This window comes from Parendozoicomonas verongulae (genome assembly GCF_009711465.1).
GTDB classification, from domain to species: domain Bacteria; phylum Pseudomonadota; class Gammaproteobacteria; order Pseudomonadales; family Endozoicomonadaceae; genus Sansalvadorimonas; species Sansalvadorimonas verongulae.
The window spans coordinates 1-21,800 of sequence record NZ_SMME01000825.1 but is presented as its reverse complement, the minus strand read 5'-3'; the positions used below and the strand labels follow the sequence as shown (position 1 = coordinate 21,800).

Sequence of the window (21,800 nt, the reverse complement as noted above, 5' to 3'; positions counted from 1 at the left end):
TAAAGCAGTATCAGACAGTTGCCAGAGCAGCGTCTTCGTCAGTGTCCCTGGCATTGATCATGCGGTTCAGCACAGGGGCTGTTACCACCATCAGCAGGCCAACAGCCAGGCTGATCAAGCCCATAGTTTCAAAGAAGTGGCTGTAAACCGGCAGAGTCTGCAAAGGGGTTGCCACATCGCCAGCGTTTACAGATGCAAAGCCTGCCACATAACCCGCGATAACAGATGCCGCAGACGTTGTCAGGAACCATGCGCCCATGGCGAAGCCGTGCAGGCGTGAAGGCAGCAGCTGGGCAATCATCGCCAGACCCAGACCGGAAATCAGCAGTTCACCAATAGACTGGAAGAAGTAGGTTATGACCATCCAGTAAGAAGAAACAATACCTGCGTCGTTAGCAAACTTGGCCGCTACGGGCAGTATCAGGAAGCTGGCTGCAGTGAACAGCATACCCAGAGCAAACTTCACAGGCATTGTCATGCCGGAACCTTTTTTCTGACCGGCTGCGTTATAGATATAAGCCAGAACAGGGCTTGCCAGCATGATCCAGAATGGGTTCAGGGACTGGAAAGTCACAGGGTTAACAGCAATACCCAGAATGCTGTGTTCAACGTTCTTGATCGCGAAGAAGTTCAAAGATGTAGGCATCTGCATGTACATCACGAAGAACACAATCGCTTCAACCATCAGGATCAGGGCAACAGTCATCTTGCTGCGCTCAGCGCCACGGGCAGCGAAGATTTCCTTCAGCAGTACGGCGATAACACCAGCACCAACGATTGCCAGCAGGGCCTTGGCCGCCATCAGGTGCTTCAGCAAGAACGCAGCTACGAAGATAGCAACAACAACACCCGCCAGAACAATAGACAGAGCAGACTTGTTCACAGGCTTGAAGTCTGGCTCGGAACCGTAGCCAGCAACCCAGTTACGCATCAGGGCGTAGATAGCCAGCGCCATAAACAGACCAACAGCGCTGGTCATAAAGCTCAGGCTCCAGCCGTAGTGGTCTGAGATGATGGGTACCAGAATCATGGAGATAAATGAGCCGATATTCACAGACATGTAGTACATAGTGAATGCACCATCCAGGCGAGCATCGCCTTCCTCATAGCACTTGCCCAGAAGGCTGGATGGGTTCGCCTTGAACAGACCGTTACCTACAGCAATGGATGCCAGTGCGAGATAAACAATCGTTATGTTATGACCGGCTGCAGCCATCAGTACATAACCGAGAGCAAGAACAATCGCACCGAGGGTCATTGTACGCTTGGTGCCGAGAACCTTGTCACCAATAAAACCACCGATGGCCACCAGGCCATACACCATGGCGCTGAAGGCACCAAAGGTGACGAAGGATTGTGCATCGTCCATGCCCAGTTCTTTAACAAAGTAAAGCGCCAGAATGGCTTGTAGGCCGTAGTAACCAAAGCGCTCCCAGAGTTCGATGAAAAATATGAGATAAAACGGCCTAAGCTGTTTCATTACATTGAGAGACTGTGTCATGCAAAATCCTGTGTCTGAGGTGTTCCAGAAATAGCCAGATATCCCTGAGGTAAACCCTCTAAAAAATATTCACGCACAAACTGACGAGTGCAGAAAAAAAAACTATTCAGAAAATAAAAACAACAATTTCCACCATTAGGCCTTTACTTCAGAACTTTGTGTATATGGAGGTTACGCACAGGATTGCGAATTATACGACAAGTTGCCTATGCAGCAGGTAAGAAGGCACACCTGAATACTGCAATCACCTACTCAGTTAAAAATTTCTATCGATCAGCTGCACAGGAAGGAGGGGCAATGTATACGTTTGATGTACGGTTACACAGAAAATTCACCTACAAAAAAGCCGGACAATTTTTCCGGCTTTCTCTGGATATATATGACCACTTAAGTTTACTTCACTTCTCTATAATACTTATAAACTGAATGCTTGGTCACATTGAGTTGGTCAGCAATATACTGCGGTGCACCTTTAATCTGGAATATTCCGCGATCGAACAACTCATGAACAATACATCTGTTTTTTTGCTTCAGGGGAATTGCCCTGTCGTTGGAAACTTCATGAATCACTTGGTCAGTGACAGTAACAAGAAGCTCATCCATATCATGGTTAAACTTCTCATCAAGCACTTCAGACTGGCTGTCCATACCCGGCATCATAGTTTTGATAATTTCTGGAAATGGGCAGTCAAGGTTCATATTGATACATAAAAAACCAATGAGATTTTTATCATTATCAATACATCCACAGGATATGGATTTTAGCAGGGAGCCATCCCTGTTGTGGGTAAAATAATTGCCGGTAATGAGGTTGCCAGTTCTGCGCATTTCTGTAACTTGTTTAATACCTAAGTCAGTCATAGGTGCGCCCAGCCTTCGGTTCGTATTGTGACCGTTCACGATATAAACCACTGAGCTTTGAACATTTTCCAGAGAATGCAGGACAACCTCACAATGAGGCCCAATAAATGCGGCAATAAAATCAGCAATAACAAAATAAGGCTTCAAATTGCCTGTTCGATAATCATTTAGATCGGGGTCCATAAAACCACCTGTTTTTAAAATTCTGCTCTTACTTATAGTTGATTGGACTTATTCTTATCTTGCCTTAAATCAAATTAAGTAAACTTAACTAAAGTATAAGTACCCGGACGATTGCTTCCGCATAATGATGGCGAGGGCACTTTTTCGCTCTTCAAGGAAACAACATCAGGAGCTTAGCTCACTACGTGTCCAGAGTTGTGACGCAGCAAGAGCGGAAAAAGACGCTGACAGACTATACGAAAACAATGGTTTGGGTTCTTATCACCCCAATCGAAAACGCACAGGAACCCTGACCCGTGAACGAACTCCATGGCCATTTTCTATCAATGGTTGAAAGCGCCAGCGGCCCACGGCTGAAACAGCTGCCTTATCCAGAGAACGGTATCCAGAAGTTTTCTCTACCTCCAGGGTTACGATCTTGCCCTTCTCATCCAGCTTTATGTCCAGAATCACAGTTCCCTGATGGTGCAGTTTTCTGGCGCGGTAGGGGTAGGCAGGCTGAACCTGGCGACCAGCCAACTGCGGTTTGTCGATTCTACGATATTCACTTGAAGCTCCCTGTACAGGGGCTTCTTCAACCTTGCTTTCCACCGCTTCAGAGCTGACATTTTTCGTAATAACTTTAGGAGAAGGTTTAGACTCACCCTCTCTGGAGGGGGCCTTTGGAGGAGCCGGTTTGACAGCGTGGGTCGGCAATGTTTTATCAGGCTTGGGGGGCGTTCTTTTCTCCACCTTTTTTTTATGAGCTGTCTGCTTATGAAAATCAGAAGGAGCTGTCGTAGTGACTATATGCTTTTGGGGCTCTTCTGAAATAGAGGGCATGGGAGTCGGGGCTTGAACCAGCTGCACATTCACTCTTGTTTTCTGTGCGGGAGCTACCTGCAACACCGTAGAGTTGGGCTTTTGTAAAGCAGTCAGTGCGACGCCAATGCCAATATGAGCAATAACAGAGAAAACCGTGGATACGGCAATAGATTTCGACATAGCCCTTTTAAAATCGCTCCAGAGGTAGTGCCAGACGGAAGCACAAAGTACCTGTGAAATAAGTAAGTTTCCACCTGTGTCACTGCCAGACATCCGATATAATAGTGCGTTAAACAGTTGTGACCGGAAATATAACCCTGTGATTGCCAATGATGTGTTGCGCCGCCTGCGTTTTGCCCTGAATCTAAGCGACAAAGAGATGGTCGCTATTTTCAAGCTGGCCGAGCACGACATTCCCGCTTACCACCTTTTCAACCTGATGCGTAAAGAGGATGAAGAAGGTTACGTGCTTTGCCACGATGACATATTGTCCCGCTTTCTGGATGGCTTGATTATCCATCGCCGGGGGGCACAGGAAGGTCGCAAACCCAACTATCTTCCAAAAGGTGCCCTGCTTTCCAAAAACGAAGTGCTCCGCAAACTGCGCATTGCTTTAGAACTAAAAGACACCGATATCATCGACATTATGAAACTGGCCGATTTTGAAGTCTCAAAATCCGAATTATCTGCCATTTTCCGTAAAAAAGGCCACAGAAACTATAAGGAATGTGGAAACCAGTTTCTGCGTAATTTTATCACAGGTCTGACTTTGAAGTACCGTCCGGAAGTAAAAGACAAGCCAGCCAAATCCCAGCCTGCAAAACCCAAGGTTGTAAGAGCTCAATCGTAACATTCTTGTCAACAAGGCAGGGGGGAACTCTCTGCCTTTCTCTACACCTCCTCTACAGTCCCCACCTCTAAACTCTTATCACGTAGCGGGCTACGCTCCCGACGTTGTTCCTTGAAAAGCGAAAAATCCACTCGCCATCATTATGCGAAAGCAATGGTCCGGGTACTTACAATAATTCTGAGACACATTGTGACAAATCTCGCCGAAGCAAAGACATTTGCGCGACAAAGTTTTTGTTTAATGCCCACACGTTTTCACCGCCGAACGCATTAGGTGTTTTCCCTTACCCCTTTAGCGCAGCGGTAAAGATAAAATACTGAATACACCTACAAATCTGAACTTCTGGCACTCACTCATGCGCAATTGCTTTAAGCAAACACCCTTTGCCTTTCTGGCGATAACGGTTATCTCCCTGTCCATACTGACTACGTCGGCCAACGCCTCTGGTCAACGAAAGCCCCCCAGCCCTACGGTTACAGCAGCTATCGTTGAAAACACTCTTGTCAGCCAGGATATTCCGGCCTTAGGCACATTAAAAGCCAATCAGGCCGTATCCGTTGTTTCCCAAGTCAGTGGTCGGGTATCAAGCCTGAATATTGAGGATGGGTTATTTGTGAATGAGGGGGATGTTCTTGTATCTCTGGACAACCGAGAACAGAGTGCCAGAGTGAAGGAGGCGAAAGTTACGTTGAGTGATGCCGTTCGCCAACTCAACAACTCAACCAACCTGTACAACACCAAAGCCATTTCCAAAGATCAGCTGCAAGCTCAGCAGGCGGTAGTGGATAAAGCAAGAGCAGTGTTAGCCCGCGAAGAGGCTGCGTTGTCCTATCTCACTCTGACAGCCCCTTTCAGCGGTGTTCTGGGATTCAGTGACACCAGCACCGGAGCACTGCTGTCTGCTAACCAGAGCATCACCACTCTGGATGACCTCTCGGTAATGAAACTCTTTTTCGATTTGCCAGAAAACAGTCTGAGCCGTGTTGCACCGGGTACAAAGATCATCGCTGTGACAGATGCGTGGCCGGATGAGATATTCACCGGCACCATCGATACCATCAATCCACGCATCAACCCAAACAATCTGACTTACACCGCCCGTGCCGTACTTGATAATGCCAACGGCCAATTACGCCCTGGCATGATGGTACGCATCTCTGTCCAGCAAAAAGCCCAGAATACCCTTTCCGTACCCGCTCGCAGCATCATGTTCGATGGTAACAAAAAGTATGTGTATGTGATTGATGCCGATAGTGTTGTCCACAAAAACTTTATTACCACAGGTGAGTCTTTTGAAGAAAGCATCTCAGTGCTGGATGGCCTGAAACCCGGTGACCGCATTGTGGATGAGGGTGTGGTCAAGGCACGGGATGGCATTTCAGTGAACGTTATTGACGCAAACGTAGCCTCCAATGCCAGGGAAGGCGGGGAAAACCACTCATGATTTTATCTGAACTTTCCATTAAGCGGCCGGTGTTCGCCACGGTCATCAGTCTGCTGCTGATTACGTTTGGCATCATTGCCTTTCTCGGCCTTCCCATTCGGGAACTGCCGGACGTAAGCCAGCCTTCGGTGACTATTGTGACCAGTTACGGTCAGGCCTCATCTGAGGTTATAGAATCAAAAATCACGAATGTGCTGGAAGATCGGCTGGGGGGGATTCGCGGCATTGAATCGGTAGAGAGCCGCAGTCGTCAAGGCTCCTCCATCATCTCTGTGACCTTCACGCCAGACACGGATATGGAGGTAGCGGCCAACGACATCCGAGAAGCCATGTCCCGCGCGGCATGGCGCTTACCAGACGACGCTGAGTCTCCAATCGTATGGAAAAACAGCGGTAATGGTGATGCGGTTCTTCGCCTGTCTCTGCAAAGTGATACGATGTCCCCGATCGAACTGACCGATTACGCCAAACGTATTCTGCAGGATCGCTTCTCGCTGGTGAGCGGTGTGAGCTCGGTGGACCTTTACGGCACCCGCGATTATGTTATGCGTGTGGAGCTGGACCCGGCCGCCATGGCCGCCCGTGGTATTACAGCAGACGATATTCAGGCGGCTCTGCGCCGTGAAAACGTGGAGCTTCCCGGCGGTAAAATCCGTGGTAGCCAGCGCTCCATTCCGGTGCGTGTGATGCGGGATTACGACACCGTAGACACTTTTCAACAGCTGGTTGTGCGTCAGGATGGACAGTCTACCGTTTATCTGAAAGATGTCGCTCATGTTCGCACTGGTGCTCAAGAAGAGCAGTCTCTGACCAAGGCTGATGGCCATAACGTGGTTTTGCTATCGATGGTTCCCATCTCTGATGCAAACCCATTTGATGTTATCGCCAACGTCAAAAAAGAAGTGGAAGCCGTTACTCCATTTCTGCCAGAAGGTACAAAGCTTTCTGTTCAGTACGATGCCTCTGTATTTATTCAAGGCGCCATTGATCAGGTTCAGTCCACTCTGGTGATGACAATGGGGCTGGTTATTCTGGTTCTGTATATCTTCCTTGGTAACGTGCGCGCAACGCTGATTCCAGCAGTAACAGTACCTGTTTCCCTGATAGCGGCCTTTATCGTGCTGTATATGATGGGGTACTCCATCAATATGCTGACGCTGCTGGCACTGGTTCTGGCCATTGGTCTCGTGGTAGACGACGCCATCGTTGTGCTGGAAAACATTCACCGTCATCTGGAGATGGGTAAAACACCTCTTGCAGCCGCCTGGCACGGCGCACGGGAGGTGGGTTTTGCGGTTATCGCAACTACTCTGGTGCTGGTTATGACCTTTGTGCCTATTGTCTTTATGGGGGGCACCGTTGGTCGACTGTTCTCGGAATATGCCCTCACTCTGGCCGGTGCTGTGGTGTTTTCAAGCCTGATCGCCCTGACACTGTCTCCCATGTTGAGCTCCAAACTGCTGAAACTTAATGTGAAACCATCTCTGGCCGGTCGTCTGACAGATGCCGTATTTACCAAGATGGAAAACGGCTACGAAAAGCTGGTCACTGTGTTTGTAAAACGGCGCTGGCTGGGGCTGGTTCTTCTGCTGGCATCCCTTGGAACGACAGCTGTTATCTACCCCCAAATCCCCCAGACCTTCACACCACCAGAAGATAGAGGCAATCTGTTTGTTATGGTACGTGGCCCGGAAGGAGCCAGCTACGACACCATGTCCAAAAGCATGGAGGAGATTGAAGCGAAGCTGTTGCCACGCCTGGGACAGAATGTGCTCGACAGTATGATGCTGCAAACCCCGGGCTGGGGTGCCAGTGGCGACAGTTCCGGTATGTTGATTCTCACTCTGAAAGACTGGAACGAGCGGGATGTCGATGCTTTCACTCTGGCCAGAGAACTGCGTACAGAACTGTCGTCCATTCCCAATGTGCAGGCCTTCCCGGTCATGCGTTCCAGTATTGGTGGTCGTTCTGAAGCGCCTGTTCAATTTGTTCTTGGCGGCGGCTCTTTTGATCAGCTAACCCAGTGGGCAGATACACTGAAGAAGATTGCGGAAGACAACCCCGGGCTTACCGATGTCAGCCTCGACTTCAACCAGAATCAGCCCCAGATCGAAATCAGTATTAACAAAGAGCGGGCCCAGCAGCTGGGTGTTTCAGCCTCCTCTATTGGCTCAACTCTGGAAATCATGCTGGGTGGTAAAAACACCACAACCTTTATGGAACGAGGTGAAGAATACAACGTCTTCCTGAAGGCTCCTGACAGTGAAATCCTCTCTACCAGCGACCTTTCCAAGCTGTATGTACGATCCCATACTACCGGGGAGCTGATTCGACTGGATAATCTGGTTAGCATTGAAGAGGTGGGCAAGGCTGCACAACTACGTCATTACAATCGTAATCGTGCGATCACTTTGTCTGCGAACCTGGTTGGAGATTACTCCCTTGGAGATGCCCTGCAATTTCTGGATCAGTCTGTGATGGATAACCTGCCAGCAGATGTCATTGTGAACTACAAGGGTGACTCTTTCAGCTACCGCTCTAATCAAAGCTCCATTATGACGGTATTTGGTCTGGCGATGCTGATCGTTTTCCTGGTACTGGCTGCTCAGTTTGAAAGCTTTGTTCATCCCTTTGTGGTTATGCTCACCGTTCCACTGGGCCTGGCCGGTGCCCTTGGCGGTTTGCTGGTAACAGGGGAAACCCTCAACATCTACAGCCAGCTGGCCATGATTATGTTGATTGGTCTGGCTACCAAGAACGGCATTCTGATTGTGGAGTTTATTAACCAGCTCCGCGACCGTGGCCGCAGCTTCGAGCAGGCAATCATTGAAGCTTCAAGGCTTCGCCTGCGTCCGATTCTGATGACGGCACTCACCACAGTAGCCAGCTCTATTCCATTGATGCTATCTACAGGTGCCGGGGCTGAATCCCGTATTGCTATTGGTATCGTAATCTTCTTTGGGGTACTGATTTCCAGTGTTCTAACCATTGTTGTTGTGCCTTCCATGTACAACCTGTTGGCACGACGCACCACCTCCCCTGAGCATATTGCCCACCAATTGAAGCAGGATCTTCAGGCAGCAATCTGATAACTCATGCCTGTCGGGAGAAACTATCGTTCCTCACGACAGGCATAAATTCCCTCTTGCTCTATGAGTAGCAGATAGGCAAACTTCGCCGTGTACATTTTGGGTACATAAACGACACAAAAATGTCATTTGCAGTGGTGCTGAATCTATCACTGAAAATTGATCATTCAGTCTGAACTAATAAAAACTACTGAGACTGTATCTATGAAATCCCTGCTTTATGCAATGTTTGGAGTGCTAACAACAGGTGCCGCTTTCATATCCTCTACGGCATCCGCGGCCTTGAATGATTCTCTCTCTCCTGTCGGCGCCATTCTTGCCGCCAACGAAGACGGAACAATCCCCAGGTGGACAGGTGGTATTACCAAAATCCCCGAAGGATATACACCTGGTAAACAGCACCCTGACCCCTTTGCAGATGATAAAATCATCACGGTTATCAGCCAGAGAAATCTGGATCAGTACAAGCACATGCTCAGTGAAGGTACCATCGCCCTGTTTGTGAACAACGCCAATTACAATATCAACGTTTATCCCAGTCGCCGCTCCGTCTCGTTACCAGAACGGATTTACGAAAGCAGCATCAAAAATGCGAGCACTGCAGAACTGACTTATCGCGGCCACGGGGTGTCTGGTGTCACAGCAGGTATTCCCTTCCCAGTACCCCAAAATGGTCAGGAAGCGATTTGGAACCACACCATGCGCTACCGTGGTGAAGCCCTGAACTACACCGGTAACCGCACAATCGTTCAGCCTGATGGCTCCTACACGCTGGCCAGGCTGGAGCGTACGCTTTTGTTTAACTACGGTGTTGAAGGAATTGCATCCGAGACCCTTGGTAACACACTGTTCTTCTATAAACACAAGATTTTGGCTCCGGTGCGAAACACGGGTACCGCCCTGCTGGTGAAAGAAACCATCGACCAGATCACTTCGCCCCGTAAAGCCTGGCAGTACACCCCCGGCCAGCGAAAGGTGCGCCGTCTGCCTAAGCTCGCATATGATGATGTGATGCCAGATACTGGTGGTATGCTCACAGCTGATACGGTCGACATGTTTAACGGCTCACTGGACCGTTACGACTGGGAGCTACAAGGGCGAAAAGAGTTCTACGTGCCTTACAACAGTTACAAGCTGCACTCTGGCGACGTTCGGTATGATGATATACTCAAACCCAAATCCCTGAATCCTGACCTGCTGCGCTTTGAACCTCACCGGGTTTGGGTTGTGGATGCCACCCTCAGAACTGGCTTGCAGCACCCATACGCTAAACGCCGTTTTTATATTGATGAAGACAGCTGGCAGATTCTGATGGTGGATATCTATGACGAGGCCGGCAAGCTGATCAAGTATCAGGAAGCTCACCCTATTAATTACTACGAGATTCCTCTGTTCACGAGTACTGCAGAAGTTATTTACGATTTAAACCACGGTCGCTACTTTGTTGATGGTCTGAACAATCAGGAAGATGAGTACAACTTTAATCCGCAAGTGAAGAAACGGGACTTCACCGCCAGCGCTCTGCGTCGTGAAGGTCGTCGTTAACTGTACTTTTTGACAGGCCACAAGAAGGGCTTGGTGGCCTACTTATTATTCGTATACATCTTAATCAGTTTTACCCCTTCAATCAGCGGACCATAGTGATCAGGCCTGCCCTCTTCTTCCCGCCAGGTAGTAAATACACGACCAATAATATTGGGACTGTTGATCAGTGTGCTGTAGCGCAGGGAATCTTCAATTGCACCTGTATCTTTCCAGCTGACAGGAAGAACACGAAAGCCCTCTTCAACAAAATCCGCCATGGTTTCAAAGTCTTTACGGCGCTCCATCTGCCAGTCACAGATGATGATATCTTTTGGGATGAGCTTTAACGCATCACTTATCCCATCTCGGCAGGAAAATGAAATACCCAGTGGGTGAGTTTGGCCACAGACCAGTCGGTCCCCCCACATAAGTACCTGTTGCTGCTTACTGGCAAGGTGTTCATGGATACGATTAATACCATAGGCAAAAGCTTCATCCACATCCATATCTTTAAAAAAAGTGGCATTACGCGAACCTACCAGAAACACCTCATCCATGCCGATATGAAAGGCTTTGGAATCAAAGGCTTCTATAAGCTCATCAAACATGGCAAACAGAATGGGGTAGAGCTTGGGATGGGTTGGGTCCCACTCTCGGGATTCAATGCCTTCATTGTCAGGGTAAAGGCCAGGAGTCACATCAAGCTCAGGGTATTTCTTGAGAAGTGGAAAGACGTGTTCATTCCAGGATTGATGACTTACACAATGAAATTGGGGAATCACTTCGATATTAAATTTTCGTGCTTGTTCAGCAAAGGCTTTAGCCTCATCAGCGCCAATAAAGCCTTCTCCTCGAGCCATATCTGGATCATTCTGATAATCAAATTCATAATCAATGGCCAGAATTATATTATTCACGCCCAGACGCGCCAGCGTTTTTAAATACTTACCCAGACTCTTCAAATCCTCGGGCTTTGTATAGCCAACAAGGTGTACAACGCGCCAGGGAACTCCGCCCCAATCACCGCCATCTGGTACTAATACGTTATCTAACAATCCCATGCGTCATCCTTCTGTGCATGCTGCGGGAGCAACTGTGAGTAACTATCCGAACTGCCACAAAAGCGTCAAAACCCATTGATTTTTATCAGCTTTTGTCAGATTGAAGCTCTTATACACCCCAAAGACTAGCCGATCTGCTATTCACTTAATTAACGGATTTCCCACGAGTACAGAAAGAAGGCAGGGATGATGTTCAGATGTATCCTCAATAAAACTGACAGAATTCAGTATCTGGCGATCATTGCTCTCATTTGGAGCCAGCCTATCCTGTCGAACCCACTGCAAGACGCATCACCGAAAGTCTCAACCCAGCTGATCGACATAGATCAATCCAACTGGCAAAGCAGAGGCAACCGATTCGCCTGCTACCTCACACAATCCATCAATAACGGTTACATCGAATTTATCGCCCGTGCCGGTCATCCTCTCAGTCTGAGTATGTATAGCGGTGACAGAAGCAGCTCCGGCACTCTGACACTGATTCGCACGTCGCCTCCGTGGAAGCCCAATGGCAAACCTATAGAACAGGGTAAAGGAACCGTGTCCCCGCAGAATCCTTATCAACCCAATGGTGCGGAAGGTCTTCTGCGTGGGCTGATGACAGGGGAGTGGGGAAAGGTCGTTCTGGATAATGCCAAAGGGCAACACTCCATTACCCTCAGCAGCACTGGAATCCACCAGTCGGCACTGGCTTTTCAGGGTTGCAGAAACAACCTGCTACCCGCCAGCTTCGATCAGATCAGCCTTCTGCGAGTGCAATTCTCAAGTGGCAAAACGCGTCCACAGCCTCGTTTTGCCGACAATCTGAGCGATCTGGCCACTTATGTAAGCGCCGATGAAAATATTGTGGAAGTCCTTGTGGACGGTCATACCGACAGTGCTGGTCATCATTTGGATAATCTGCAAATCGCCAAAGACAGGGCTGACAGCATAGCCAGCTATCTACAGTATCTGGGCATTCCCGAAGATAAAATCAAAACTCGCTTCCACTCGGACCGCTACCCTGTTGCCACAAACAATACAGCTGCTGGGCGTGCACAAAACCGCCGAGTGGAAGTGCGTCTGATACGGAAGAACACCCCACCAGACCCACAAACATTCTTCTCAAAATAAGCGATCCCTACCTTTAAAAATCTGACAATCGCCCGGAAATATATGGGTAAATTGATAGAAGTCTGTCAGAAATGCCCTTGCCTAATATCCTAATTAGAGATAACTAACTACGTTTAAATAGCGAAATGATCTACTTCAGATCCTTATGGCCATTTTTTATTCCTCTATATTTCAATTGTTAATACAAAAATCATTTTATATCTCCTCGTTTTATTTCACCTGTATAACACCCTCACGGTTCAGGGCGAGTAACGCCTCCTGTGAAAAAAAGCGAGGCGCGGTACAGGGATATGTACGAATACAGTATTTTACTGGTGGGAAAGCATTGCATTGCCCCGCTCACATCGCTCCCCTGCAGAACGTTCACTGCAGATAACGCCCAGCAGGCTTTCACCTTGCTCAAGAGCCGTTGCATGGATGTCATTGTCACCGACTCTCATCTGCCCGATCTCTCTATTGAACAATTTATCGCCCAGCTAAAAACCAGCCGCCATACGCCCTCGGTCGTTGTTACCACTGACTCTCCGAATATTGATCAGGCGGTATCTCTGATCAAAGCGGGAGCCAGTGAGTACCTTCCCCGCCCATTAGACATAGGGCGATTGCAGGAACTGACCAACCAGCTGATTCAACGTACAACCGATAAAAGCCATATCATTGCCGAAGCTTCCGCCAGCAAGCACCTCTATCAACTGGCAGAACAAGTAGCTAAATCCGATGCCACGGCATTGATCACGGGTGAAAGCGGCACCGGCAAAGAGATTCTCGCGGGCTATATTCATCGCCACTCCTCCCGCCGTGCGCAAACCATGGTGGCCATTAACTGTGCTGCCATTCCTGAACACCTGTTAGAATCAGAGCTGTTTGGTTATGTAAAAGGCGCTTTCACCGGTGCCTATACCGCCCGCCCCGGCAAGTTTGAGCAAGCCAACCAGAGCACTCTGTTTCTTGATGAAATTGGCGAAATGCCGCTGCACCTGCAAGCCAAATTGCTGAGAGTACTGCAACAGCGGGAAGTAGAGCGCATTGGCAGTACCCAAAGTATCAAGCTGGACATTCGCATTATTGCCGCCACCAACCAGAACCTCGACAAACGGGTGAAAGAAGGCTCCTTTCGAGAAGACCTGTTCTACCGCCTGAACGTGTTCCCTCTGCGTTGCCTGCCACTCAATGAGCGTCCTGAAGATATTGTGCCTCTGGCCCAACACTTTCTGACCTGCGCAGACAGTGACAAAACGCTCTCAGATGAAGCCGCCAGAAAACTCACCCTGCACAGTTGGCCCGGTAATGTGCGCGAGCTGGAGAACATTATTCAACGGGCACTGATTATCAGTCGCTTCCCGGAAATCGATGTTGAAGACCTCATGCTTGAGGGAAGTCTGGAAAAAACGACGATGGGTTTCAACACCGAAAGCCTGGAAGAACATTGTCGTAAAGCAGAATACCAGCACATTGTCGCGGCCTTGCAACAGTACTCCGGCCGTCGGGAAAAAACGGCACAAGCATTAGGGATCACTACCCGTACTCTGCGTAACAAACTGGCGGAGATGCGGCACTATGGCATTGACCCATCCATGCCTGCCAGCCTTCCACAACAATTTTAAAACAGCAAAAGGAGCGAGGGATGATCGAATCCAACACACAGATTCAATCGCTGTTTCAACAGACCCCTATCGCCAGTGGGGTCACTGAAGGGCAACCTGCCAGCTCCAAAACACCTGGGTTCGACGACATCATGAAACAGGTGCTCAACCACGTGAACAGCCTGCAGCAGGATTCCAGCAACCGGATGGAAGCAGTGGAAACCGGGGCGAGTGATGACTTGCTCGGCGCCATGATCGCTTCGCAAAAATCCAGTCTGGCTTTCCAGTCCTTGCTTCAAGTTCGCAACAAAGTTGTATCCGCTTATGAAGAAGTGATGCGTATGCAGGTTTAATAACGGTTCAGGCAGATAATAATGAATAGTGCGTTAGCTCCAGAAACACAGGCTCCAGCCCAAAGCCCGCAACCTGACGGTGAACAGACCACTCCAGCCACCGAGCAGGAACAGAGCCGTGGTAAGCAGCTGCTTATGGCCCTAGTGACCATGCTGCACAACAGTCCCCGCTCCCAGCTTATGCTGATTGTTGTCCTGGCGGGTTCATTGGCTATGGGGATCGTGTCGTTTTTGTGGTCGCAGAGCACTGCTTATCAGCCGTTGTACGGAAGCCAGGAGCTGTACGATGTTTCCAGCGTGACCGGCGTACTCAAACAGGAAAACATCAAGTTCCGTATCCATCCTCAGAGCGGTCAGGTGATGGTGGACTCCAGCCGCATATCCGAAGCCCGTATTAAACTGGCATCCGCCGGAATTACTCAGGAACAACCGGAAGGGTTGGATAGTCTGGGAGAAGACCCTTCCCTCGGCACCAGCCAATTTATGGAGAACGTGCGTTATCGTCAGGGACAGGCTGGAGAACTGGCAAGAACGATTATCAGCCTGAAGCCCGTGCGTAACGCCCGTGTTCATCTGGCAATCCCCAAGAAAAGCTCGTTTGTACGCAAAACCGAGAAGCCCACAGCCTCTGTTTTTGTTGAGTTATTGCCCGGACACCGTTTGGATCGTTCTCAGGTTGAAGCCATCGTCAATCTTATTGCCAGCAGTGTGACGGGCCTTCCCCGTGAAAATATCTCGGTAATTGATCAGAAAGGCAACCTCCTCAGCCGAGATCTGACGGTAGATGACGGTGGCTTCGGCATGGCCAACAAACAACTGGAATACAGCCGTAAAGTTGAAGCCAACTACACCAACCGCATCAGTAATCTGCTTGAGCCTATCGTCGGTATCGACAATTACCGGGTACAGGTGACAGCCGACGTCGATTTCAACCGTATCGAGCAAACTTCAGAGCAATTTGACCCCAGTAACCGCCGAGTTATTCGCAGTGAGTACGGCAGGGAAACCGGCAATAACAGTGAGGCCACAGCAGGTGTACCCGGAGCCCTTAGCAACATACCGCCTCAAACCGGAGCAGACAGCGAAGCCAGTGAAACAGTTCAGGGGCAAAAGGAATACACCCGCAATTACGAACTGGATCGCGTTATCAAAAAAGTCACCCAACAGCAGGGGCGGGTTAAACGACTCAGTATTGCAGTTATCCTCAACCAATCTTCCTTTGAAGAGGGTACAGCACCTGACACTGCTCAACTTAAACAACTGGTTCAGGATGCAGTGGGCTTCGACAGTGAACGGCAGGATCAAATCAGTATTCACAGCGCAGGATTCGTAAAGCCAGAAGTGACAGAAATTCCGGAAATCCCATGGTGGCAACAGCCTCAGATTATCACCTACCTGCGTTATGGTATTGGCGGATTCCTGAGCTTTTGCGTGATTGTTTTCCTGCTACGTCCACTGGTTAATCGAGTTGCTAACCCACCACCCTTGATTCAGGCACCACAGTCTTTAGCGGCGCCTCAGGCTAGTCAAGATGATATGTATCTGGACGAATCCATGGCTCTTCTTCCACCAGAAGTAGCCGATTTCGACACTCAAATGAGCAGCGCCCGTAAGCTCGCACAGAAAGAGCCTGCCCGCGTTGCTCAGGTCGCCAAGATGTGGATGAAAAATAATGAATGATGAAAGACTGAATATTGCCGGTTCCGGAACCAGAAATGTGGCTGTGCTGATGCTCAGCCTTGGTCCGGAAGGGGCTGCAGAAATTTTCAAACATATGTCTCAACAGGAGATTCGTCAGGTCACGATGGCTATGGCCGCAATGCCTCCCCTTAAGCGAGAAGAAGTGCAACCGGTGCTCGGCCAGTTTTTCCACGAATATCGTTACGAATCCGGCCTTCTGGGTGGCACCAAACAGTTTCTGGAAAAAAGTCTGACTCGGGCACTGCCGGTAAAAGAGGCGAATAACCTGTTGAGCAGCGTATTCAACGAAGAGAATACCAACAACTCTCTGGAGATGCTCAAGTGGATGGACACCTCCATGATTGCCGAGATGATTTCCAACGAGCACCCGCAACTCCAAGCCGTTGTTCTTGCCTATCTGGATGCTGATCAGGCGTCGGCTGTCTTACAGAAGCTCCCTATAGATTCTCACCGTGAGCTGCTCTCCCGCATTGCCAGGCTGGATGAACTTCACCCTGCAATTTTGCAAGAACTCAACGATATGTTCGACCAGAACATGGTGAAGATGACTGCCAGCCATAACACATCGGTAGGTGGTTTACGCCAGGTTGCCGACCTTATGAACCGCATGAATGAAAAGTCTGCCAAGCAGTTACTGGAACACTTTAAAGGCAATGACACCTCTCTGGCTGAACAGATAGAAGACCAGATGTTTGTATTCGAGCATCTCACCAAACTTACCGACGACAACCTTGCCCGGGTAGTGTCAGAAGTATCTCAGGAAATCCTGTCACTGGCATTGAAAGGTGCATCCGACAAGCTCATGAGCAAGATTCTGGCAAATATGGCCAAGCGTACTGCCCGTTACTTACAGAACGATATTGAAAACCTCGGCAGTGTGCGTGCCAGTCAGGTGCAAAAGGCTCGTCAGGAAATTCTTGATGCGGCAAGACGCCTGGCGGATGCCGGCGAGATAGAGCTCAGTGCTCAAGACGAAGAAATGATCGAGTGATAATCCAGAGAGAATCACCAGGGAACGGCTTATGAAAACCATTGGGAAAGTTATCAAGCCCGAAAACAACAAAACGGAAAAGGTGCATTTTCCTGCTTTTGCCCGTAATGCATCGGCTCAGCAAAAGCTCCCTTTACAAGAAGCGGATGCGCCTTCTGCAGTAGTCACTGACCATGTTCCCCACACAGCACCTCAAACCAGCCAGACTCCCCAACCATCGGAAGAGGTTCAGCAAGCCGCCCATCAGGACGGCTTTCGGACAGGCTACAAAGAAGGCATGCAAAAAGCTCAGGAAGATGGTTACCAACAAGGTCTGGAACAAGGGAAAGAAAAAGGTTTTCGTCAGGGTCACAGTGAAGGTTTGCTTAAAGGTCAGGAAGACGGTCACGCTCAGGGACTTGAACAGGGCTACTCCCAAGGTGTTGAACACGGCAAGCAGGACATGGAGTTTCTACAGCAGCAGATGGACAACCAACTCGCTCAAATGCGAAAACTCAGTGAAGAGCACCGCAGGGCATTATCTCACTGGCTGACGGAAGTGATTCACACTGTCGTGCAACACGTCACACGGCTGGAGTTGCGTAATCGCCCGGAACACATCCATAGAGTTATAGAAGACACCTTGCAACAACTCCCCAACAACAGCGGTCATTTTCAGGTTCACCTTAATCCTGTTGATGCAGAAAAGCTTGTACAGCTACATCCGGATATACGAGAACGCTGCTCTATAGTGCCCGCACCCGAAGTTGCTCCCGGTGACTGTCATGTGGAAGCCGAGCACTCAGAAGCACAAGCCAGCCTTGAACAACGTATGAGCGACTGCCTTGACCTCATCCGCCAGCAGCTGCCTGAAGAACTTGAGAAGCACCTCTCATGAGCAGCCTTCTGGACGCTATCCGTCGTTTACCCGCCGCACATACCCATGGTCGCCTGAAACGTATGAGCGGCCTGCTGCTGGAAGCCACAGGCTGCTATCTGGCAACCGGTGATCGCTGTCTGATTCAGGGCAGTGGTGAACAGCAGGTGGAAGCAGAAGTGATTGGTTTCAGCGGTGAGCGGCATTTTCTGATGCCTCTCACTAACCCGACAGGCCTGCGCCCCGGTGACAGGGTAAAACCCCTCTCCGATGACTGCGATATTCCTGTGGGTGAGGCCCTGCTTGGCCGGGTATTGGATGGCCTTGGTCAACCATTGGATGGTAAACCGCCCATTGCCACCAAGGAGAATATTCGGCTCCACGCCGAGCCCATTAACCCACTCAGTCGAAAACCCATCTCAGCACCTCTGGATGTCGGTGTGCGAGCGATTAACGGCCTTCTCACTGTGGGCAAAGGTCAGCGCATGGGCTTGTTTGCCGGCAGTGGCGTGGGAAAAAGCGTACTGCTGGGTATGATGACACGCAATACAGCAGCAGATATCACTATTGTCGGAATGATTGGTGAGCGCGGCCGGGAAGTGAAAGAGTTTATTGAACAAACACTTGGGCACAATGGCCTGAAACGTTCCCTCGTAATTGCTGCACCGGCAGATTCTTCACCGGTTATGCGCCTTCGGGCAGCCCAGTTGTGCCATCGTATTGCGGAATATTTTCGGGATCAGGGCAAGGATGTCCTGCTATTGATGGATTCCCTCACTCGTTATGCACAGGCTCAGCGGGAAATTGCACTATCTGTAGGAGAACCACCAACATCAAAAGGTTATCCACCCTCAGTGTTTGCCTTGATCCCCAAACTGGTGGAGCGTGCAGGCAATGGCTCTGTGGGCAGTGGTTCCATTACAGCATTTTATACAGTTCTCGCAGAAGGAGATGACCAACAGGACCCCGTAGCCGATGCGGCACGCTCAGTGCTTGATGGACATATTGTGTTGAGTCGAGAGCTGGCCGACTCCGGCCACTATCCAGCGATTGATATCGGAGCATCCATCAGCCGCTCCGTTCCCGCCATCACCAGTGAACAGCACCAACAATATATGCAGACCTTCCGGCACACCTATAGCCGTTATTTACAGCTGCAGGATTTAATTGCAATAGGCGCTTACCAGAAAGGTTCTGACCAAGAGCTGGATCGCGCTATGGAACTTCACCCCCTGCTGCAAGGCTACTTACGACAGGGGATGTTTGAACAGATAGACAGGGAAAACAGCATCAGCCAACTGTTGTCTATCTGGCCTGTGGAGCAGGTTGCTCCTGCATCCGCGTCAACGACTGACGCGTTAGTAAAACAATAAACAGGGATGTGCCATGAACAACAACGTGACCGACAGAAGCATTCACCTGCTGGATAAATGCCTGACTCATCAGCGAACCCGCTTTGATCATGCACGCCTGCGCGCCCATCAATCCGCCATGCTCTTACGCACCCAGAAGCTGCAGTTTGAAAAGCTCAGTTCAGCTCTTGAAGAGTACCGTTTAAAACCTGCCGCCCAAAAACCCATGAATCTTACAAATCAGGCGGGTTTTCGTAAGCTGCTTCTGGATGTTAAAGAGCTACAGAGAGAACAGGTAAAACTGGAAGAGATTGCTTATCAGCAGTGTCAGGAAGAGGCTTTAAAAGAGCAGCAAAAAATCAAAACCATGGAAAAGGTTTTGGAGAAGCTACGGTCCCGGCAGCGTCAGCAAGCAGCCCGTAAAGAACAGACGGTATTGGATGATCAGGTTGCCGCCCAGCTGGCCAGACATTAGAGCCAAGCGGATCATAAGTACCCAAACCCCAGAAGCCATTTTAAAAGTCTGAACCCGATTTTGATATGGCTTCTAACCTCCTTATCAGCCCTGCTAACATCTCAGAAACCTTTCACATTTTTCCCTCCCTAATGACTTTAACCATTGTATATCAGGGAGTGGAGATATGGCCGTAGGATACGACTCAAAAGCATTTACCAACACTCAGCAGTTTTACTCGCAGGAAGGTGTGACGATCGACAATGATTTCTATGATCCCACTTTCAAAACCCGCCTGGTGGAAGTCGAGATTGATTGCATTTCACGAATACCAGCCATGTTGTATAACCGCGCCCGATATGGCGAGCAAGTGCTTCCCTGCCTGGCTCTTGTAGATATTGATGGCACCATTCTAGGTCATCCGCCCAGGTACTCTATTCCCCCAAAAACCATAGACACCGTAAACTGGCTACTCAGCCAAAGGGATATCCATGTTATCGCAGTGACCAGCCGTTTGCTTAACATTATCAAACAAACAGAGAATGAACTGAAAGCAGCCGGTATTCGACTGGTCAGTGATACCAACCCAGTCTACGCCGACGACCTGAACCAAACTCTCAAAGACAAACTCTCCGAGTCGCAAGGACGGGCTTTATGTATCCAAAACAACGTGGTTTACGTCTCTGCAAGACATAAAGGTAAGTATGTCGAACAACTCATTAAAGCTTTGGAGAGAAAACAGGCACAAGTATTTGGCTCTGTTGTATTTGTGGATAACACAGAAGATCAGGTCGAAAGCGTGACACGTACTTTGTTTTTTGCACAATTCCGGGAGAGAAAAACCTATCAGACACAAATCTGTTGTTATCTGAATGTTGATCTACACTCGGACTCAAGCTGCACCTGCTCAATACCAGAAGAAACCCTTAAGCTTGCAGCGCTTCGGCCCAAGCCACGAGGACAGCACCTGAAACGCTCGGAAGGGATGATTTTCAAGACAGCAAAAGCAATTAAAGATGTCGATCACGCCAAACTGGAAGAGCACAAAAAGCGGGCTTCAGGCACACAGGAATCCAGTATATACAAGTCCACATCTATGCCAGAGATTCCGGAACCCGTTCCTTACTCTGGAGGCGGAGCGCTCAAGTGTACAGTCATATAATAAGCGTTTAAGCATCAGAGATGCCTTTAGGAACAGCAAGCTGGTTCAGCTGCCCGGAACGATTGTAAGACCGCCCGGGTAGCTGTCCCCATAGCAATTCGAGCAGTTTAGAGGTTACGACCCTCAAGCGCCCCTGCAAACGCCCGTTCACGATATTTAATTCTCTGCAACGCCCTACTCGTGCCTCGAGATCCTGCCATAGTTGCTCAGTTGTTATTTTTTGGACTTCAGGCAGACTTTGAATGTGCTGGCGCATGCCTGCATCATCCGCCGATAACCCTGCGCTGACAAGCTGCTGGTTTCTGCGATGGGCATTTAAACGAATACGGTCCACATACACCCTAAGCTGATTGGCAGAGTTCTCCACCTCCACCATATTCCTCTCTAACAGGTAACGGTGCTGAGCCAACAGGGTACTTTCCAGACTTTCGAATAGAGTGCGGGCATCAAGAAGATTACGGGCGATGGCATCCATGTATCAGAGTTCCCGGAAAAATGTTTGTTATGAGCGATCTTTGTCAACAGGAAGCTGGTTAAACAGGCCCTGCATACGATTGGCCAACTGTTCATGATTCACCGGCATTTTCCCCTGCCGAATGGCTTCCTGTACTTCTTCGACCTTGGCAAGGTCTACATCCTGCAGAGCTTCCAGTTCACCGCCCAGTGCCTCAAGTAGCCTGGCACCGGTACTGAGTTCGACCTTATCGGAACTATTGCTGTTACTGGAAGATGGCGCAGAGGGGGCACTTTTTGTGGCAGCACCAGCAACTGACTTTCGGGGAATGGCTGCAGGCCCTGTGCGGGATCTTATTCTGTCGGAATCACCCATATCGGCTCCAAAACTGGCACTCTTATTATTGCCTTTCGGCGAATGTCCGACAGGGCTTAAGGGGTAATGTGAATTTAATTCATTCATAT

General features: G+C 49.4%; 19 protein-coding genes. 13 read left to right on the top strand and 6 right to left on the bottom strand.

Annotated features, from left to right (window positions below; translation table 11 throughout):
* Positions 1–10: 10 nt before the first annotated feature.
* The 3 genes from E1189_RS10890 to E1189_RS10880 form a co-directional block, all read right to left on the bottom strand.
* Positions 11–1,501 carry an oligopeptide:H+ symporter gene (locus tag E1189_RS10890; RefSeq protein ID WP_155160258.1) on the bottom strand — a complete coding sequence of 497 codons (1,491 nt, stop codon included), beginning with the start codon at positions 1,499–1,501 and terminating at the stop codon, positions 11–13.
* A 393-nt stretch (positions 1,502–1,894) separates the two neighbouring features.
* Positions 1,895–2,545, bottom strand: coding sequence for a helix-turn-helix transcriptional regulator (locus E1189_RS10885; RefSeq protein ID WP_155160256.1), 651 nt, complete (start codon positions 2,543–2,545; stop codon positions 1,895–1,897).
* Positions 2,546–2,806: 261 nt separating this feature from the next.
* Complete coding sequence (locus E1189_RS10880) at positions 2,807–3,529, bottom strand: energy transducer TonB (protein WP_196221375.1); 723 nt, start codon at positions 3,527–3,529, stop codon at positions 2,807–2,809.
* A 139-nt stretch (positions 3,530–3,668) separates the two neighbouring features.
* On the opposite strand from E1189_RS10880, the gene E1189_RS10875 reads away from it, so the two are divergent.
* From E1189_RS10875 to E1189_RS10860, 4 genes are all read left to right on the top strand, one after another.
* The gene (locus tag E1189_RS10875; RefSeq protein ID WP_329601982.1) at positions 3,669–4,199 is read left to right on the top strand and encodes a YehS family protein; all 531 of its coding nucleotides are present in this window, start codon (positions 3,669–3,671) and stop codon (positions 4,197–4,199) included.
* A gap of 355 nt (positions 4,200–4,554) precedes the next feature.
* Positions 4,555–5,643, top strand: coding sequence for an efflux RND transporter periplasmic adaptor subunit (locus tag E1189_RS10870; protein WP_155160251.1), 1,089 nt, complete (start codon positions 4,555–4,557; stop codon positions 5,641–5,643).
* A complete protein-coding gene (locus E1189_RS10865; RefSeq protein WP_155160249.1) occupies positions 5,640–8,732 on the top strand; it encodes an efflux RND transporter permease subunit in 3,093 nt (1,030 codons plus the stop codon). Before E1189_RS10870 ends, E1189_RS10865 begins: the two co-directional genes overlap by 4 nt.
* Positions 8,733–8,936: 204 nt before the next feature.
* Positions 8,937–10,277 (top strand): DUF1329 domain-containing protein, encoded by a 1,341-nt coding sequence (locus tag E1189_RS10860; protein WP_155160246.1) that lies wholly within the window; start codon positions 8,937–8,939, stop codon positions 10,275–10,277.
* 38 nt (positions 10,278–10,315) lie between these two features.
* On the opposite strand, the gene E1189_RS10855 is transcribed toward E1189_RS10860, so the two are convergent.
* Positions 10,316–11,317: a family 20 glycosylhydrolase gene (locus tag E1189_RS10855; protein WP_155160244.1), complete on the bottom strand. Its 1,002-nt coding sequence runs from the start codon at positions 11,315–11,317 to the stop codon at positions 10,316–10,318.
* A 186-nt stretch (positions 11,318–11,503) separates the two neighbouring features.
* On the opposite strand from E1189_RS10855, the gene E1189_RS10850 reads away from it, so the two are divergent.
* From E1189_RS10850 to E1189_RS10810, 9 genes are all read left to right on the top strand, one after another.
* Entirely contained in the window at positions 11,504–12,430 is a 927-nt protein-coding gene (locus E1189_RS10850; RefSeq protein WP_155160242.1) for a MotY family protein, read from the top strand.
* Positions 12,431–12,720: 290 nt separating this feature from the next.
* Positions 12,721–14,034 (top strand): sigma-54-dependent transcriptional regulator, encoded by a 1,314-nt coding sequence (locus E1189_RS10845; RefSeq protein ID WP_155160240.1) that lies wholly within the window; start codon positions 12,721–12,723, stop codon positions 14,032–14,034.
* A 20-nt stretch (positions 14,035–14,054) separates the two neighbouring features.
* On the top strand, positions 14,055–14,366 hold the full coding sequence (gene fliE / locus E1189_RS10840) for a flagellar hook-basal body complex protein FliE (protein WP_155160238.1): 312 nt from the start codon (positions 14,055–14,057) through the stop codon (positions 14,364–14,366).
* Positions 14,367–14,387: 21 nt separating this feature from the next.
* The gene (gene fliF, locus E1189_RS10835; protein ID WP_155160236.1) at positions 14,388–16,046 is read left to right on the top strand and encodes a flagellar basal-body MS-ring/collar protein FliF; all 1,659 of its coding nucleotides are present in this window, start codon (positions 14,388–14,390) and stop codon (positions 16,044–16,046) included.
* On the top strand, positions 16,039–17,058 hold the full coding sequence (gene fliG, locus E1189_RS10830; protein WP_155160235.1) for a flagellar motor switch protein FliG: 1,020 nt from the start codon (positions 16,039–16,041) through the stop codon (positions 17,056–17,058). The genes fliF and fliG overlap by 8 nt, the downstream gene beginning before the upstream one ends.
* A 31-nt stretch (positions 17,059–17,089) precedes the next feature.
* Positions 17,090–17,935, top strand: a complete 846-nt coding sequence (locus E1189_RS10825) for a FliH/SctL family protein (RefSeq protein WP_155160233.1) — start codon at positions 17,090–17,092, stop codon at positions 17,933–17,935.
* Entirely contained in the window at positions 17,932–19,287 is a 1,356-nt protein-coding gene (gene fliI, locus E1189_RS10820) for a flagellar protein export ATPase FliI (protein ID WP_155160231.1), read from the top strand. Before E1189_RS10825 ends, fliI begins: the two co-directional genes overlap by 4 nt.
* 13 nt (positions 19,288–19,300) lie before the next feature.
* Positions 19,301–19,741: a hypothetical protein gene (locus tag E1189_RS10815; RefSeq protein ID WP_155160229.1), complete on the top strand. Its 441-nt coding sequence runs from the start codon at positions 19,301–19,303 to the stop codon at positions 19,739–19,741.
* Positions 19,742–19,907: 166 nt separating this feature from the next.
* Complete coding sequence (locus E1189_RS10810) at positions 19,908–20,882, top strand: DUF2608 domain-containing protein (protein WP_155160227.1); 975 nt, start codon at positions 19,908–19,910, stop codon at positions 20,880–20,882.
* A 7-nt stretch (positions 20,883–20,889) separates the two neighbouring features.
* Here the strand turns inward: E1189_RS10810 and E1189_RS10805 are convergent, their stop codons facing one another.
* A complete protein-coding gene (locus tag E1189_RS10805; RefSeq protein WP_155160225.1) occupies positions 20,890–21,357 on the bottom strand; it encodes a flagellar protein FlgN in 468 nt (155 codons plus the stop codon).
* Positions 21,358–21,384: 27 nt separating this feature from the next.
* On the bottom strand, positions 21,385–21,800 hold a 416-nt coding region (gene flgM / locus E1189_RS10800; protein ID WP_155160222.1), incomplete at its 5' end, for a flagellar biosynthesis anti-sigma factor FlgM.